The sequence below is a fragment of the Acutalibacter intestini genome, from assembly GCF_034334985.1.
In the GTDB taxonomy this organism is placed as follows: Bacteria; Bacillota; Clostridia; order Oscillospirales; family Acutalibacteraceae; genus Acutalibacter; species Acutalibacter intestini.
The window spans coordinates 50,633-68,123 of record NZ_JAWXXL010000021.1 but is presented as its reverse complement, the minus strand read 5'-3'; the positions used below and the strand labels follow the sequence as shown (position 1 = coordinate 68,123).

Here is a 17,491-nt window from a genome sequence, read left to right as displayed (position 1 = left end):
ACGGTTCCAGCTTCTCCCTTTCGGGTGGGCTACCTTGTCCTATCCGCTCCCTCATAGCACTTGCGCGCCACTTCGGGGATAGTAGGTCTTGCTAACGGAATAGCAAGTTCAATCACCTTCCGGCGTTGAACAATCAATTATGCGACAACGTGTCGCACTTCCTTATCGTTGTCGGAGAGGTCCACAATCAGCCGTTCATAGACCTGCCGATCGTCCAGCAGTACGGAGATCGTGTAGCAGTAGGCTGACATATTGCCAAAATCCCCCTCCGGAAAATTTAGGGCAATACCGCAGAATTCTAAGCACCGTATTGCGCAGTCAGATTTTTCGTCAGAGGGTACAGATTGAGCGCCGTCCATCTCACCATTGACAAGCGAAAGCTGTGCGCTATGACGGAAAATGTGCAAGCAGACGGTGCTTAGAATTGTGCGGTGTTGCCTTAGATTGGCGATACAGTCATCTGTAGTTGAGAGGCAGGATTCCCCCAAAACGGGGAATGATCCGGTCTCAAATACGGAAGGATTAGTCGCAAAATCCGCCTGAACATGAATGCTTATTTCATCCAGTAATTTCCGCCTGCCCACTTGATTTTTCCCAACCTGGATGGTATAATTTAGATAAATATACATTCCCCGTCAAACACTCACCAGGGGAAAAGAGTAAGGAGAAATGAGGATGAAATCGATGAAAAAAGCTCTGTCTATTTTGCTGGCTATGTGCCTGCTGCTTGGGATGTTGCCCATGAGTCTAAGCGCCTCGGCGGCAGACGATGCCAGCCTGGCGGAGGTCTTTCTGCTGGTGAACCAGGAGAGGGCGAAAGTTGGCAAGGCCCCGTACAAATCCAACGCCAACCTGAACGCGGCGGCGGCGGTGCGGGCCAAAGAATTGGCGGATAAATTCGACCATATCCGGCCTGATGGCAGAGACCCCGAGACAGTGCTTAAGGAGCATGGCATTACTTCTTGCTATGTGGTCGGCGAGAATATTGGTGCCGGGTATTCCACAGCGGCCAGCGCAATGAATGGCTGGATGAATTCTTCTGGTCACAAAAGCAATATTTTGGACGAGGGAAACTACCGCATTACCCACATAGGCATTGGCCGCTATGGAAATTATTGGGTACAGCTTTTTGTGGGGAGTAAGTCCCTTAGCGATGATAAGCTATACGAAGGCGCCACACTCCCCACACCGACCCCGAAACCAACCGCCACGCCGGTTCCGAAGCCGACCCCCACGCCCCGCCCCGGCGCGAAGAAAATCAACATAAGATTTACCGCCGGCTACGGCTCAGGAGTCATGCATCCTGTTACCATCTACGAGCCCAATACTGCATACATAATTCCTGAGAACGGCTTTACACCCTACCCAGGAAAAGAGTTTATGGGCTGGACAATCAAGTCCGGCCATAAGCTGTACAAGCCGGGCGATGTGTATACTCTGGACTTTACCGACCCGAGTGCTATAACGTTAAATGCCCAGTGGAAAGGAATCGGCGCAAGCCCAAAAATCACCATCGAATACAACAAAGGCAGCGGCAGCGGGAGCATGCCCAGCACCGTCCTTACTGGCCCCAACGCCACTTACACTTTCCCTAAGTGCAGCATGACCCCCCCGGCGGGGGAAGAGTTTACAGGATGGACACTAGGGGGGGCAAATAGAGTCTTCCAGCCGGGCGAGACGTATAGCTTCAATAATATCAATTACGATCTCACCACTACCGTGCTGCCCAGGTGGGGACACACGGGCGCGGAAATCACGCTGAAGTACAAAGCTAACGGCGGCAGCGGTTATATATTCCCCACTGTCGTATACGGCCCCAACACCAGCTATGAGTTCCCCAAATGCGACTTTACGCCCCCTACCGGGAAAGTGTTCGCGGGCTGGAAATTAGAGGGAGATAATACCCTGTATGCCCCGGGGGACAAGTACACTTTCCGGAATATCAATTCCGCCCTACAAAAGACCGTAACCGCCCAGTGGAAGAGCAAGTCCACTTCTACCCCCACCCCCAATCCCACCTCTAAACCTTCAGGTTATACAATTACTTTTAAATATGAAGCCAACGGAGGCACTGGCTCCATGCCTACCGTGACTGTCCCCTCTGGCGGAGGCGGGAAAACCTTCCCTGTGTGCTCGTTCACCCCGCCGGAGCATATGAAGTTTGACTATTGGCAGGTGGAAAAAGGAACTTACCGAGGGTACTTCAACCCAGGATATCCCTATAATTTCTATGCTTGGAATGGAAATGAAACCTACACTGTAAAGCCCGTTTGGAAAACAGATGAGTCCTCCACCCCTACCCCCAAGCCAACTACTACCCCCAAACCCTCTGGCGCGAAAATCACCCTCAACTACAATTCCAACGGCGGCTTCGGGTCTATGTCCCCCACCGTCCTCTATGGCCCGAATACCACGTATAAATTCCCCGCATGCACTTTTACAGCCCCAACCGGAAAAGAGTTCGCAGGATGGAAAATACGGGGGAACGATAAGCTGTTCCAGCCGGGCGAGGGTTACGGCTATCATTATATTAGTTCTGATATTACGGAAACTATCACCGCCCAGTGGAAGAATAAGACATCCTATTCCGCCAAATTCGTCTTTGAGGCCAACAACGGAATCGGCTTCCGCAACCCTGTGGAGGTGGAGAACGGCGGCACATTCACCGTGCCGGACTGTTCCTTCACGCCCCCTGCCGGGAAGGTGTTCGACTGCTGGAAGTACATCCAGGGCAGCCTCAGCTCCGGCTCTACCCTTACTCCCAACGCTATCCTCAAGCCCGGCCAGAAGGTGAAGGTTAACGAAACCAAGGCTGATACCACCTATATCCTCTGGGCACAGTGGAAGGATGCCGGGGCCACGCCATCGCCCTCTTCCTCTCCCACCCCTTCTCCCACGCCAAACCCCAATTTTAAGGTCACGATCACCTATGATTCCAACGGCGGGCGCGGCTCAAAAGCCCCAGAGGTCGTTGCCAACGGGGACACCTTCACGATGCCCCAGTGCCCGTTCACCCCTCCGGCTAACAAGGTCTTTGACGGCTGGGAGTTTATGAACGTCAAGACCCAACCTGGCACAAGCTTTACCATGCAGGTCCTGGGCAACCGGGAATTTACCCTAAAGGCCCTTTGGCGGGACGTCAACGCAACCCCCGAGCCCTCCGCTACCCCCGCCCCCGCCGCGGACCCCATCTGCAAAGAGGTATTTGACCTGGTGAACCAGGAGCGGGCAAAGGTTGGAAAGGACCCGTACTAATCCAACGCCAAACTGAACGAGGCCGCGGTCCTGCGGGCAAAGGAACTGGTACAGCTGTATAGTCATACTCGTCCGGACGGCAGCAGCTGTTTCACAGTGCTGAATGACTATGGAATTACCTTTTGGGCCGTTGGAGAAAACATTGCGGAAGGCTACATCACACCCAAAGATGTGATGACTGGCTGGATGAATTCCCCCGGTCACAGAGGAAATATCTTAGATGAGCATAACGCCGGCTTCGACTATATAGGAATTGGCCATTATCAGTCTGGCAATATTCATTATTGGTCGCAGCTCTTTGTGAAGAACGACAGTCTCACCGATGACCACCTCTTCGACAACGTAACCCAGCCCACGCCGGAGCCTACCCCCGTGCCCACGCCGGAGCCCACTCCAGAGCCTACCCCGGAGCCCTTTGCCGGGTTTCGGGACGTGAACAAGGACGCCTGGTACGCCGATTCCGTCAAATATGTAGTGGACAAAGGCATTATGGGCGGCACAAGTACCAATACTTTTGACCCCAATGGCAAAACCACCCGGGCCATGCTTGTCACCATGCTCTACCGCATGGAGGGCCAGCCGAGCGTCAGTGGGGGCACAAAGTTTGTGGACGTGCCCGACAACAAGTACTTTGCGAACCCGGTAAAGTGGGCCTCCTCCAAGAATATCGTCAACGGCAGCGACGGGCGCTTCAACCCCAACGGCAAGCTCACCCGCCAGGATTTCGCCACCATGCTCTACCGCTACGCCAAGTATAAGAACTACGATACCTCCCAGACTACCAGCCTTAGCAAGTTCAAGGATGCGAATAAAGTGAGCGGTTACGCCCAAAAGGCCATGAGCTGGGCAAACGCCATTGGGCTGATCACAGGCATCACCGCAAACACCCTGAAGCCCCTGGATGTCACCACCAGGGCCCAGGCGGCCACCCTTTTCCAGCGGTTCGATGATAAAGTGACCGGAACCACCGCCCCACCCGAAGAGAACAAGGACGGCTGGCGGGACGCTTACCGGGCCCTGATTCAAAATGTGAAAAACGAGAAGTTTACCGCTCCCAATCTGGATATGCCTGTCAATAACCCTACGGATTTCTCCTATGCCATCGCGGATATGAACTTTGATGGCGTTCCGGAGCTTATGCTGTCCGCAATGTTTAATGGCAGTATGAATACAGTCTACCGGTTCTATACCTTTAAAGACGGCAAAGCTGTGCGTCTGGCGGACTATGACAGTGTCATGCGCAGCGGGTTTACGCTGGATACCCAAAATAAGCGTTTGATTTTCCGGGTGGTTACCGCTGTTATGAAGGGGGATATTTCAACCTACCGGGCGGATTTCCAGAACGGGAAGATCAAGATGACCCTTCTGAAAGAAACGACCCAACTGCAAGATGACGGAATTGCCACAGAGAGTATGCCCGCGGCAGAATGTTCAGACCTCTCTGTTCTAGACAACGCCTCCTTCTAACCCTGCGCCCCAACGAGAAAACCTATAAGCTCACCCATCATAAAAGGGCCCGGACGCCAGCGTCCGGGCCCTTGCTTCAGTGGGCATCCAGTTCCTCCCGTCCCCTTTCCCAATGGCCGAAAACCAACCGGATCAAAAGATTCACAAAAAGGAACGCCCGGGCTCCCGCTTGTCCTTCTCATATGTTCCGCCGCCCTCTCTCCCTTTATTGGGGGTCTGGCTCTCGGTAGTCAATGGTATACCCGCACTTTTCGCAGATTACCTTCCCAGCCAGCCGGTGTAGTTGCGGACGCTGTTTCCGATCTGCTTATTCTTCTCCAACTTCCGCCGGCATCGGAGCTTGATATCGGAAATCCACCAGCCTCATGGCCGACTAATCCGGGCATTCTGGGTTATGCTTGGCGTGGCCGTAGAACTGGGTTCCATTCTCACTAGGGGAACATGGATAGGCCGTTGCTATCTGGTCGCCGTGGCGGCCGCGAAATCAGCCGCCTACGTTTCGCGTGAGCTATAGCCGCTGCTTGCTTTATGAAATACCTGTAATATCTTGGAGTTATAGAAGTTACATCGGATAGTACAGCGGAATATAATTGACAATTCGTTGTACTATCTGCTATTCTATACAAGAGAGGAGCTGGTATCCATGGTCATTCGAGAGAGCTATTTGGCAAGGATATTATCAAGATGCTGACCGGCCGGCATCCGTCATGGCGGCAAAAACGTCCTGCTGGAACAGATCCGCGACGAGCTAGTACGACCTTTCTGAACGTTGAGGATTTTGGAAACCAACGCCTATACGAATCTAACGCCCTTCATGACTAGATATGTGGGGGGGGACCCCTGTGATGAGGATTGAGGACTGTTTGATGAGGAGGTATCAAAGCATGAACCATGAAAAAGTATTTCAAATGAATTTTGGAAGGGTCTATGAACTCCTGCTGAATAAAGCCACTAGGAAGGGCCGTACAAAATCCGAAGTGGATGAGGTCGTCTGCTGGCTGACAGGGTACCGCACGGAAGATTTGGAAAAATCCCGCGCCTCTGGCCTTTGTTATGGAGACTTCTTCCGCAATGCGCCGGCGCTCAATCCCAACCGGAGGCTGATCAAAGGCGTTGTCTGCGGGATACGGGTAGAAGAAATTGAGGACCCCCTCATGCGAGAAATCCGCTATCTGGACAAGCTTATCGACGAATTGGCCAAGGGCAAACCGGTGGAAAGGATTCTGCGGGAACAGGAGGAACCTGCCATGTGGGTATGCCCCAAATGCGGCCGGTCGTTTCGCAGAAAAGAGCAAGACCATTACTGCGGGAAAGCGCCGGAGACGATTGAGGAATACATCCTCAGCCAGCCGGAAGAGGTGAGGCCTTATCTGTGCCAGGTCAATGACGCCGTCAAAAACAGCATCCCCGAGGCCGAACAAAAAATCTCCTGGAGTATGCCCACCTATTGGAAGGGCCGCAACCTGATCCAGTTCGCCGCTTTCAAGCGGCACATCGGCCTTTACCCTGGCCCGGAGGCTGTGGAGACGTTTGCCGGTCGGTTGACGGACTACAAAACCAGCAAAGGCGCCATTCAGCTTCCCTACAGCAAGCCGCTCCCATTGGGGCTGATTGGGGAGATCGCGGCGTGGTGCGGGGCGAATAACCGGAAATAGCGCCTTGGTTCATACCCGCTGAAATAAATTAGAACTCCTTGAGGCTCTGGGGTTGAACGTCCCTTACTTAAAAATATTAACTTTGGCCAAGCAAATGTTGAACCACTAGGGCTTGTTTGAAAAATCGAAAACGTCGTCTTTTTTGCCATAAGAGGCCACTTTCTACGTCGAAAATCCTCGTCCAATCGCCAGAGTGACGTAGTTAGCGCAGCTAACTACAGCGGTTCTTCTCCTTGAAATTGTCCCCTTCTGGCCAAAAATTCGTCATTTCCTCTATTTTCAAACAAGCCCTAAGGATAAAATAGAAAAAGCAGTCCATCTGTGAAATCTTGGCAGATGGACTGCTCCTCTGTGGGGCAATCATTCCTATCTTAACTGCTTTTGAGCAGCCCGTGCTGTAGCAGGCAAGCTGACGCTAAAGTCCTGGCAGAGAAAGGCTTTCCCTGGCCCTTTAGTGGGCGGTGTCTACAAATACGATGCTGGAGTCGCCTTGCCGCGCCTGCTCTAATACGGCCTGGGCAAGGATTTGAAACGATTCATGAGAAGAAGTTGCCCCTGTAATCGCGTCGATACTCCTTTCGCCCTGTCCTTCCAGAAGCTGATTCGCATAGTTGCGGGTATATTCATTGGGATAAGTGCCCTGATCCTGGAGCATGGACTGCATATAGGCGTTGTCCCAGCTTTTGATGAATCCGCTGGCATTCTCTGCGTTATATTCTACAGAGATAATACTTCCGCCTTTCACCAGAATGGTGATATATTCCTTCCAGCCATGGCTGAATTCAGACGCTTGAGCAGTATAATAACCGTCCTGTAGTCCCGCCTGACTTCCGCAGGCTGCCAGCAGTTGGGCTATCAGCATGACGCTTAAAAGCGTGGCCAGAATCCGTTTCATTCGTTGCACTTCTCCTTTAGAATAAATTTTTTCACCTGAGACTGGAGCGCCTCGGCTTCTTTTGCCAGTGAGCCGCTGGACTGCTCTGTTTCCTCCGCGTTTTGCAGATTGCGGTCCGCAATGGCAGAGATGGTGGAGATCCGCTCCTCCATTACCGTCAGAGCAAGCTCCTGCCCCTGCACCGCCGCGGCCAGCTGGTCCGAAATGGTGCTAATCTGCGTGGAAACGTCGGAAATGGCGTGGAGGGAATCAGCGGTATTCGCGGTCAATACCACGCCGGTCTGGATGATCGCCTTGGTGTTGTTGACCATTTCCGTGGCGCTTTGGGCTGCCTTGGCGCTTTGGGTGGCCAGTTGCTTCACTTCATCGGCCACAACCGCAAAACCTTTTCCAGCGGCTCCGGCCCGGGCCGCCTCCACAGAAGCGTTGAGAGACAGAATATTCGTTTGGAACGCAATGTCTTCAATGTCCTTTGCAATTTTTGTGATCTGCTGCGCGTTAGTGCTGATGTCGTCCATTGCGGAGGACAGGGCGGCCATCTGCTCATTGGCGCTTTGAACACGCCGGGTAATCTCTTCTGTCTGGGAGCGGGTCTGTCCGCTGCTCTGTGTAACATCGGCCAGCTGCTCCTTCACATGAGTTACCTCCTGGACCAGCTCTTCGGTAGACTGGTTCTGCTCCTGAGAGGCCTGGTGCAGCTGTGCGGACTGTCCGTTCAGCTGTTCCGCCATGGTGGTCAGCCGGTCTGCGGCGGCACGAAAGCCAAGGAGCGTTTCGTTCATCGATTGGGTAATTGTGTGCAGACTGCCGCGAATCAGCACAAAATCACCCTCGTAATTCACTTGGGGCCCAGTACGCAAATCACCGTCCGCAACATGCGTCAGTACCTGCTGGATATCGGATATGTAACGGTTTATGCTCTCCAGCGTGGCGTCCAGCGTCTGTGTCATAACCTCCAGCTCATCCCCAGTGCTGACAGGGAGGACGTCCGTGTGAAGATCGCCGCTGGCAAGAGCCACCATCCGGTTGGTTACGCGCTTTACCGGACGGGAGATGGAGCGGGCGAACCGCAGGATGAGCAGCATGGAAACAACCAGGCCCGCCAGAGTGGCCAGGATTGATAGAAGGATTGCTCCATTAATAAAATGGCTATAATCCGCCTTGGGAATCTGAATGACCAGGGACCAAAGGGTCCCCCGAATGGGGGAAAAGGCCACCAGCATCTTTTCTCCGTCGACGGCAAATTCGGTTGCCCCTGTCTCACCGGTAGTAACCCGCTCCACCGCGTCTCCATTGCCGCCGCTAAGCTGGGTCAGCGAGCTCTGGCTCAGGGCCAGAGACTGGTTCGGGTGCCCGGCGACGGTTCCCCTCTGGTCAACCATATAGGCCATGCCGCTTCTGCCCAGATTAATGCTGCTAATCACATCGTTAAGCAGGTCATATTTATATACCCCCATCAAATAAAGAACGGTTTCGCCGTTCTCCTTCACCGGCATTCCGATCATAATGCCCAGCTTTCCTTGAAAGATAGTGGAGGAATGGATGGTCAGATTATCGGTTTCCTTCAAAAGCGCAAAAAAACTGCTCTCCAGGTTTTCTAGCGCATCGTCGGGTCCGGCCCCTTGCACCAGCCGGCCGTCCAAGTCGTACAGGGCAATTGTATAAAGCTCATAAACCTCCGCAGCCTCTTCCAGTACCGCCCTGCGGTTTTCAGAGATGGCGGCCGTATCCAGGGCCGACGTCTGCGCTCCCGCAGAAACAGCGGCCGCGTTCATCCGGGGATCGGCGGCAATGGTCATCGTGCGGTCGGCCAACATATGCATATTGGCCTCCACGGTTTTGGCGGACTGCCGGGCCATGGGCTGAAGGCTGTCTAATAGGATGTTGTTGGCGAGTGATTGCAAAGAAAGGGCCATGATTACACAGCATATGACCACCAAAATGAGGATATTAAGGGTGGTATTCCGCAATATCCGCCGATCCAGGCTCCGTTTTGCCTCCCGGCTGTTGAGGAAGTCAGATTGCTTTTCTGTCACGTTCCGGTCGCTCCTTTTCTGGATAATTTTGTTCATAGACAGAACAAAAGCCGCTCAATCCACCAGTTGGAACTTGCGCGCCGCGCTGAACGGATGGATGATAGACTTTATACCTTAAGTATAGCACAAATTTCCTCTTAAGGGAAGCGGTTTTTACACGGAACTTACTGGGGACGTTTTCTGCTGCATATTATTGACATGATTGGGAGGGATATGGTATTATGACAGAGATTCTTTTGTGTTAAGTGGTGGAGCCGCAGGGAGAAAGCGGAATGACGCCATTTCCAGAAAAGCGCCTCTGCGTGTGGAGAGCTGCTGTGGCAACTATGACCGGGGAACGGTCGGTATGGAGGACAGGCGTATGGATTATTCAGGGAAACGTTTTGAACGGGCTGGAGAAGAAACCCCGGACATGGAGAGCCATGAGCGATACAGCGGCATACGGAGCGTTCAGAATCTGGAGGCAGTGATCAACGAGGGACTCCGCGTCGCCCTGCTGGAGGAGACGCCAGACCAGTCCCTAGAGGTGCTGCTGGAGCACCTGGGAAAAGCGCTGAACGGGGAAAGGACCTATATATTCGAGCAAAACGAGTCCGGCGGGGATGACAATACCTATGAGTGGGTGGCCGACGGAGTGAAGCCGGAAAAGGAGAGTCTCCAAAATGTCCCCTCAGAGGTGTGCGCAAGGTGGTATCAAAAGTTCGGCGTGGGCAAGCATATTGTTATTGAAAATCTGGAAGATATCCGGGAGACAGACCCGCTTCAGTATGAAAACCTAAAGCAGCAGAGCATCCATTCCCTAGTGGTGATTCCCCTGTATGACGGCAAAAAGATCATAGGTTTTTACGGGGTGGATAATCCCCCTGTAAGGTCGTTGGAATACACGTCGAATATGCTCCAGACCGCGGCGTATTTTATCGTATCTTCTTTGAAGCGGCGCAATCTGGTTCGGGAACTTCAAAAGCGGAGCTATAACGTGCTCCACGCCCTTAGTGTGGACTACCTGGACATTTATGAGGTAAGCTTTGACACAGGTGAATGCGAAGTTTACCGCAGCAGCGGACAGGTGGGGATGGATTGGGCGGCCTATTTTCAGGATGGTTATGCGGCGGCTATGGAACGGTATATTTCCGAGTGTGTAGTTCCCCGGGACCAAGAGCGGCTTCGCGCTGTGACGAAGAAAAGCTATGTGCTAGCCCAGCTTAGGGCCAAGCGGAAGTTTTCGGTCCGGTACCAAGTAAAAGACTCTTCTTCTGGGCTAAAGTACCTGGAGATCCATTTTTCTGCCACGGAAAAGACAGAGACAGAGAACTGCGCGATTTTTGCGCAGCGGGATGTGAACGCTCTTGTGGAGCAGGAAGAGAAGTATAAGCTGGAGGCAAGGCAGAGCCTGGAGGACATTTTGGAGGGGGCCAAGACTGGAATTTGGACGATTGAGCTGGAGGAAGGCTGCCCGCCGAGAATGTACGCGGACCGGACCATGCGGATTCTCTTGGGGGTACCGGATGAGATTGGGCCAGAGGAGTGCTATCAACACTGGTTTGGGCGCATTGGGCCAGACTATGTGGAGATGGTGCGGGAGACAGTGGGGGAAATTCTGGAAGCCGGGCGTTCCGAGGTGATCTACCCCTGGAATCATCCAACACAGGGGAAAATTTATGTCCGCTGCGGCGGCGTACCAGACAAGACGTTCAAAAAGCCGGGGGCCTGCCTGAATGGGTATCACCAGGACATCACAGAGACCATAGTGACGAGAAAGAAGCAGGAACAATCCATTATGGAGCTTTTGGAACGGGTGAGGCAGGCAAACTCGGCAAAAAGTGAGTTTCTTTCCCACATGTCCCACGATCTCCGCACACCCATAAATGGGATTTTGGGCATGCTGGCAATTCTGGAAAAAAGCCAGGATGATCCAGCGCGGCAGAGCGCGTGCCGAAAGAAAATCCGCGTGTCAACAGAACACTTGCTGTCTCTGGTGAACGATGTGCTTCAGGTCAGCAAGCTGGAGAGCGGAAGACCCGCGGCGGTGGAGGAGCCCTTTGACCTTTATAGTACCTTAAAAGACTGCGTTACGATTCTGTCCCCTTTGGCGGAAGAACGTGGAATCCGGCTGGAGCTGGACGCGTCTGGCCTGCGGCACAGGAGAGCGGTTGGAAACCCGCTGCACCTGAAACAAATCCTAATGAATGTGATTGATAACGCCGTTAAGTATAACCGGCCCAGCGGTTCTGTATTTGTCCGGGCAGAGGAGACCGCTTTTCAAGACGGAATGGCAAGCTGCCATTTTGTAGTGGAAGACACCGGAATCGGTATTGGAGAGGATTTTCAAGAGCATATTTTTGAACCCTTTACTCAGGAACATCAGGGGGCGAGAACCAACTATAATGGTGTGGGGGTTGGGATGTCCATTGTAAAGAAGCTGGTTGATCAGATGAAGGGGACCGTTGAGATAGACAGCCGGATTGGTAAAGGAAGCGTGATTCAGATTACGCTTCCGATTCGAGTGGATGAGGCGTGGAGCGGAGAGGCCGCAGACGGGGCCTGGACTATGCCGGAGAATATTGCCGGGATGCGCGTGCTTTTGGTAGAGGATAATGAGATTAACTGCGAGATTGCGGAATACATTCTTAGAGACGCGGGCGTGGAGGTGGTAACGGCCAACGACGGAAAAGCCGCCGTAGACACGTTTGCGGCATCGAAACCAGGAAGCTTTGACTGTGTGCTTATGGATTTAATGATGCCGGTTATGAGCGGGTATGAGGCGTCGCGGGTGATTCGCAGCCTGGACCGGGCGGACGCGGAAGCCGTGCCGATCATCGCGCTGTCGGCCAACGCGTTTGAAGAGGATGTGGCATTGGCAAAGGGGGCTGGGATGAATGCTCATTTGGCAAAGCCGGTGGACATCCGCGAAATGTTCCAGGTTATGAGCCAGCTGAGGGGCTGTTAGAAGCACGAAACACAGAGCGCCCAATGGTCCAATCATTATAAATTCTGACTACTTAATGAACTTGTGGAGCGGGGAAATTTATGAAAAATAGGGCTTTGCCTCGATTTTTAAAAATCAGCATAGCGGTAATTGTTTGCTTAACTATCTTTGTGTTTTCCTTTCTTGGAATATCCATTCATCATATGAGCGAAAATGCCATTGAGGATATTGGGACCGCTTATATGTCCGGAATGAATGAGCAGGTATCTCTACACTTTGAAACCATTATTGAACTTCGCCTGACTATGGCGGAATCCATTGCGCATATTGCGGCAGGAGAGGGCAATTCCAGTTATGGCACAAAGGAAGAGATTGAATATGGCGCACGGGCAAGGCGGTTTTTGTGCGCGGCCCTATATTCCCCAAATGGAGAAATTGAAACCATTTACGGTGACCCAGTAAAGCTCAACCACCCCGATCTGTTTTTAGAGAGCCTGCGGAACGGGGAGCGCAAGGCGGCGTCCGCTGTGGATAGCAACGGGGACGGAGTGATTTTGTTCGGCGTCCCCTGTGCATATCCTATGTCCGGCGGAAGCGACAGTCTTGCCATGGTTGTGGGTCTCTCTACCAAATATATGGGTGAGGTCCTCTTTCTTGATTCCGACGATTCCTTGAGCTATTCTTTTGTTATACGAAAGGACGGCAGCTACGTTGTTGGGAACGAGGGCGGGGCCCACGAAACTTATTTTGACAGACTATACAATGCTTTTGGTGGTCAGACCGAGGAAGCGGCCTCCTGTATTGAACAGATGACAGCGGCCATGAATGTGGGCGAGGACTATTCTGTTATTCTGAAACAAAATGGTGGATCGCGCCGTCATCTATATTGTACCAGCCTCCCCTATTGCGACTGGTATCTGGTGACGGTCCTCCCCTTTGATGGGCTGGATTATACCATCGCGGGGATGAGCGGCCATTGGCTAACGATTGTCTACGCCGCTTCTTTCGCGGTCATTGCCATGCTTCTCTACATATTCTTTCAATATTTGAGAGTGTTCAGGAACCAGGTGTCTGAATTAAAGCGCGTGAACGCGGAGATGGACGGGGCCCGAAAAGACGCGGAAAGGGCGCGAAAAGAGGCGGAAGAAGCCAACGCGGCAAAGCAGGATTTTCTTTCTAGCATGAGCCATGACATACGCACCCCTATGAACGCTATCATAGGGATGACATCCTTGGCTATAGATACCGCCAGTAATCCAGAGCAGGTTCAGGATTATCTGCGTAAAATCGCATTGTCCAGCAAGCACCTGCTGGGGCTGATTAACGACGTCTTGGATATATCCAAGATCGAAAGCGGAAAAATGACGCTGAATGTAGAGCCCATGTCGTTGAGGGAGGTGATGGACTGTATTGTCAATATTATGCAGCCCCAGGTCAAGGCGAAAAACCAACAGTTCAACGCGGCTGCCTATGAAATCCTTTCGGAAGATGTGTATTGTGACAGCGTGCGGCTGAATCAGGTGTTGATTAACCTGCTGGGGAATGCCGTTAAGTTCACGCCGGAAAACGGCTCCATTCAAGTGACGGTGTACCAGGAGGCGCTTCCGGAACAGCCCTCTTATGTTCGCACCCATTTCCTGGTGCGCGATACGGGAATTGGCATGTCGAAAGAATATCAAAAGGTAATATTTGAGTCTTTCAGCAGAGAGGACAATACGCGGGTCCGAAAAACAGAGGGTTCCGGGCTGGGAATGACAATCACCAAGTATATTGTAGACGCGATGGACGGCGCCATTTCAGTTCATAGCGAACAGGGCAAGGGCAGCGAGTTCCATGTTGTACTCGACCTGAAAAAGGCGGCGGAGCGGGAGACGGATACAGCGCTTCCGGACTGGAATGTACTAGTGGTTGATGGAGACGAGCGCCTGTGCGCCAATACGGTTGGGATTTTGGAATCCATGGGTATCCGCTCCCAATGGTGCTTAAGCGCCGGGCAGGCAATAGAACAGATGGCCTGCGGCCGCTATCATTTGGTCCTTTTGGGATGGGAATTATCGGACATGAATGGGATGGAGGCGGCCCGGGCGGTCCGCTTGAAGTGTGGAGAGGGCGGCCCGGCGGTACTGCTCTTGACCTGTGATTGGAGTGAGATAGCGGGCGAGGCCAGTGAAGCGGGAATTTCCGGCTGTATTTCCAAACCTCTGTTTAAGTCCACTTTGGTTGACGCGCTGAACGCATTTGCCGGTATCGGTGTGGAAAAACCTGCTGGGGCGGAGCTGGCGGTTGATCTGGTGCTTCGAGGAAAGCATATTTTATTGGCAGAGGATAATGAATTGAACTGGGAAGTAGCAAGGGAAATGCTCTCTGTCTTGGAAGTGGAATTGGATTGGGTGGAAAACGGAAAGCTTTGCGCTACAAAATTTGAGGAATCTCCTATTGGATATTATAGTGCAATCCTTATGGACGTGCGAATGCCGGTTATGGATGGCTATGAAGCGACCGTAGCCATCCGGGGGCTGGAACGTGAGGACGCGGATATTCCCATTATCGCAATGACGGCTGACGCGTTTTCAGAGGATATTCAAAAATGTTTAGAGTGCGGTATGAACGATCATTTGGCAAAACCCATTGATGTGCAGGCCGTTGCCTACAAGTTAAAAAAGTATCTAAAATAGGAACGATTGGGCAGGCGCTAACAAAGGAAGCGGGTATAGCGGGCCGCTTGCTGGTGGCTGAACGCCCCAAGTTCCTGTAAATCCGGGCGCGGCTTGCGCCCGGATTTTTAGTAGCCTCGGGCGTTTGTTGCTGCCCGTAGGGAGAGAAAAACGTCCTTGTGTTCTTTCTTGGCCCCATAGTTCATGTGGACGCTGGGTTTCATAGTGTTTTGCCATAAAAAAGGCGATTTCAGTTTGTTCGATACCTCGCTATCGGTTGATTTACTACAAAATCAACGGAAACGCTAAGGTAATACCGCACAATTCTAAGTACCGTATTGGGCAGTCAGATTTTTCGTGAGAGAGTACAGATCGAGCGCCGTCCATCTCACCATTGACAAGCGAAAGCTGTGCGCTATCACGGAAAATCTGCAAGCAAGACGGTGCTTAGAATGGTGCGGTGTTGCCCTAAATCATCACGAAAGAAAGAACGCTAGGAATTTCCCAGGCGTTCTTTTTATATATTCCATAATATCTTCACTCCGCCGTCTTGGGCGAACACGATTTTATGGATCATGATCCCCGCCACCGCTTTCTTGCGGTTGTAATCAACAGACCGCCAAGATTTTGCCAAATTCGCCACCGCGCCCGTCTGATCCTCCCGGCTTTTCCAATCTTTCAGCCGGTCATATAGAGCCTGTTTCTCTTTTTTCAGCTGAGCGGACCTTTGATTCGCCAATGACAGAAGAGCATCGTTAAACGGACTGGTTAGCAGGGCGTCTACCAGCTTATGCTCCAATTTTTCAATGGCCTTAATCTGTAGCTTCAGTGCGTTTACCTCAGGGCAATCGGCCTTCTTAACCGTTGGGCCCACGTCCTTCAGATCGGCCAGCTTTTCGAGGATGCAGTCATAGACCATGTTCTCTAGATCCTCGGCATAGATGGTCACTTTCGGTCCAGTGCAGGTGCGCTTGTGGGTCTTTCCAGTGCAGTTGAAGTACCGCCGGGCCTGGCCGTTCTTGTTAGGCCTCCCCTTGACGGTGGTCATGGTATGCCCGCATTTCTCGCAGACCACCTTCCCGGCCAGCCAACTGGTGCGGTTGCTGAAGCTGTTTCCAATCTGGCGGTTCTTCTCCAGCTTCCGCTGGCATTTCAGCCAGATATGGGAATCCACCAGGCCCGGATGGGACAGTAGAACCAGCTTCATGTCCGACCAATCCGGGCTTTCTGGGTCATGCTTGGTATGGCCGTAGAGCTGCGCCCCATACTTGCCGGTGAACAGGGATAAGTCCGCCGTTATTTGCGCGCCGTGGCGGTCGTAGTAGTCATACACATCGGCATCCGCTTTGACATAGATGGGGTTCTTAAGCATTGCGGACAGCTTCGCAGTGGTCCAGCTGCTGCCGTTTAATGGCTCTTTGCCCTCTGCCAGCAAGATTTTCAGCAGCTGCCGTAGAGATATGTTTTCCTGGGCATAGTTCTCAAAAATGTAGCGAACCTGCTCTGCCTCTCCGGGGCTAGGCTCCAGCTTCTTGGTCTTGACGCTGTGGATCATGGTTGGCACCAGGAGAAAACCATAGGGCTGGCGGCCACCCATGTAGAATCCCATTTCGCTGCGGTGGGCATATGCCTGAGTGACCCGGCTGATAATGGATGTCCGCTCAAACTCGGCGAACACCATCAGCAGTTTTACCAGCATTTCCCCATAAGGCGAGGATGTATCAAAGGATTCCTGGGAGGACAGGAACTCTACACCGTATTCCTTAAACTCCTGTAAGATGTTTACAAAGTCGGACAGAGAACGGCTAATCCTGTCCAGCTTGTAGACAATCACCTTGCCAACCGTACCCTGTCGGATCAGCTTCATCATTTTCTGAAAACCATCCCGGTTGACGTTGCCGCCGGAAAAGCCGTTGTCCACAATGGAAATTATTTTCTCGTCCCGCTCGTCAGGCCTGAGCATAGATTTGCAGTACTCTAGCTGAGTATCGCAGCTAATACTATTTTCCCGCTCTACGGACTTACGGGCATAGAGTACAATGGCCATTTTGACACCCTTCCCTTCTTTATGGTAAAGTGCCAGCAAAGTGGACGTCCTACTTTTTCTTTATGGGAAGGGTCCATTTTGCTCCGCAAAAATCCAGCAAGAACTCTTGGGACTAGGGCTTGTTGGAACATAGAGGAAATGACGGATTTTTGACCAGAAGTGGTCCGCTTCCAGGAGAAAACCGCAAGGAATCCTTGCGGTATTACGAGGATTTCCGGCGCGGAAGAGGGCCGCTTCTGGGTAAAAAGACGGCGTTTTCCATGTTTCAAACCAGCCCTAAGTCGGCCTTAGGTAGGAAGTTTCTTAGTGGATTTGGTGAGCAGAATAATCAATTCCCGCACAAGCTGTTCCCGGTCAGAGTTCTCCTGCTCCGGGATTGTAAGATGCTCCACGTGGTGTTTCACATCTTTTATGTCAATGTATTCTTGCTTCAAATTTGCCATGGTAATGCCTCCTAAAATTGACCCGCAGAGGGGCGTGGCGGTAGAATCCAGGTCCATTCCGCTTATTATGATGATATGCGTAAAGCCGCTGCGTATTTCCTGGTCGAGCAGAT

9 protein-coding genes and 1 pseudogene are annotated in these 17,491 nt (G+C 52.3%); 6 read left to right on the top strand and 4 right to left on the bottom strand.

Annotated features, from left to right (window positions below):
- The first annotated feature begins 675 nt into the window (after window positions 1–675).
- From U8U68_RS14545 to U8U68_RS14530, 4 genes and pseudogenes are all read left to right on the top strand, one after another.
- On the top strand, window positions 676–3,255 hold the full coding sequence (locus U8U68_RS14545; RefSeq protein ID WP_322202002.1) for a CAP domain-containing protein: 2,580 nt from the start codon (window positions 676–678) through the stop codon (window positions 3,253–3,255).
- Window positions 3,256–3,267: 12 nt separating this feature from the next.
- Window positions 3,268–4,722, top strand: a complete 1,455-nt coding sequence (locus U8U68_RS14540; protein ID WP_322202015.1) for a CAP and S-layer homology domain-containing protein — start codon at window positions 3,268–3,270, stop codon at window positions 4,720–4,722.
- Window positions 4,723–5,606: 884 nt separating this feature from the next.
- A pseudogene (locus U8U68_RS14535) lies at window positions 5,607–5,954 on the top strand (DUF2200 domain-containing protein); the annotation flags it as partial.
- 15 nt (window positions 5,955–5,969) lie between these two features.
- Window positions 5,970–6,377, top strand: a complete 408-nt coding sequence (locus U8U68_RS14530) for an iron chaperone (RefSeq protein WP_322202013.1) — start codon at window positions 5,970–5,972, stop codon at window positions 6,375–6,377.
- Between the two features lie 451 nt (window positions 6,378–6,828).
- Here U8U68_RS14530 and U8U68_RS14525 read toward each other — a convergent pair whose 3' ends face one another.
- Window positions 6,829–7,272, bottom strand: coding sequence for an FMN-binding protein (locus U8U68_RS14525; protein ID WP_322202000.1), 444 nt, complete (start codon window positions 7,270–7,272; stop codon window positions 6,829–6,831).
- Complete coding sequence (locus U8U68_RS14520; RefSeq protein WP_322201998.1) at window positions 7,269–9,308, bottom strand: methyl-accepting chemotaxis protein; 2,040 nt, start codon at window positions 9,306–9,308, stop codon at window positions 7,269–7,271. Before U8U68_RS14520 ends, U8U68_RS14525 begins: the two co-directional genes overlap by 4 nt.
- Window positions 9,309–9,669: 361 nt before the next feature.
- On the opposite strand from U8U68_RS14520, the gene U8U68_RS14515 reads away from it, so the two are divergent.
- The gene (locus U8U68_RS14515) at window positions 9,670–12,255 is read left to right on the top strand and encodes an ATP-binding protein (protein ID WP_322201996.1); all 2,586 of its coding nucleotides are present in this window, start codon (window positions 9,670–9,672) and stop codon (window positions 12,253–12,255) included.
- A gap of 182 nt (window positions 12,256–12,437) precedes the next feature.
- Window positions 12,438–14,909, top strand: a complete 2,472-nt coding sequence (locus U8U68_RS14510) for a response regulator (protein WP_322201994.1) — start codon at window positions 12,438–12,440, stop codon at window positions 14,907–14,909.
- A gap of 496 nt (window positions 14,910–15,405) precedes the next feature.
- On the opposite strand, the gene U8U68_RS14505 is transcribed toward U8U68_RS14510, so the two are convergent.
- Both U8U68_RS14505 and U8U68_RS14500 read right to left on the bottom strand, forming a co-directional pair.
- Window positions 15,406–16,935: a recombinase family protein gene (locus U8U68_RS14505; RefSeq protein ID WP_322201992.1), complete on the bottom strand. Its 1,530-nt coding sequence runs from the start codon at window positions 16,933–16,935 to the stop codon at window positions 15,406–15,408.
- Window positions 16,936–17,222: 287 nt separating this feature from the next.
- Entirely contained in the window at window positions 17,223–17,378 is a 156-nt protein-coding gene (locus U8U68_RS14500) for a hypothetical protein (protein WP_322201990.1), read from the bottom strand.
- Between the last annotated feature and the right edge of the window lie 113 nt (window positions 17,379–17,491).

Excerpts from the sequence above, each read along its gene's own strand:
- U8U68_RS14530 (WP_322202013.1), top strand. The coding sequence starts at position 5,970 with ATGTGGGTATGCCCCAAATGCGGCCGGTCGTTTCGCAGAAAAGAGCAA.
- U8U68_RS14510 (WP_322201994.1), top strand. The coding sequence starts at position 12,438 with ATGAGCGAAAATGCCATTGAGGATATTGGGACCGCTTATATGTCCGGA.
- U8U68_RS14545 (WP_322202002.1), top strand. The coding sequence starts at position 676 with ATGAAATCGATGAAAAAAGCTCTGTCTATTTTGCTGGCTATGTGCCTG.
- U8U68_RS14525 (WP_322202000.1), bottom strand. The coding sequence starts at position 7,272 with ATGAAACGGATTCTGGCCACGCTTTTAAGCGTCATGCTGATAGCCCAA.
- U8U68_RS14500 (WP_322201990.1), bottom strand. The coding sequence starts at position 17,378 with ATGGCAAATTTGAAGCAAGAATACATTGACATAAAAGATGTGAAACAC.
- U8U68_RS14515 (WP_322201996.1), top strand. The coding sequence starts at position 9,670 with ATGGATTATTCAGGGAAACGTTTTGAACGGGCTGGAGAAGAAACCCCG.
- U8U68_RS14505 (WP_322201992.1), bottom strand. The coding sequence starts at position 16,935 with ATGGCCATTGTACTCTATGCCCGTAAGTCCGTAGAGCGGGAAAATAGT.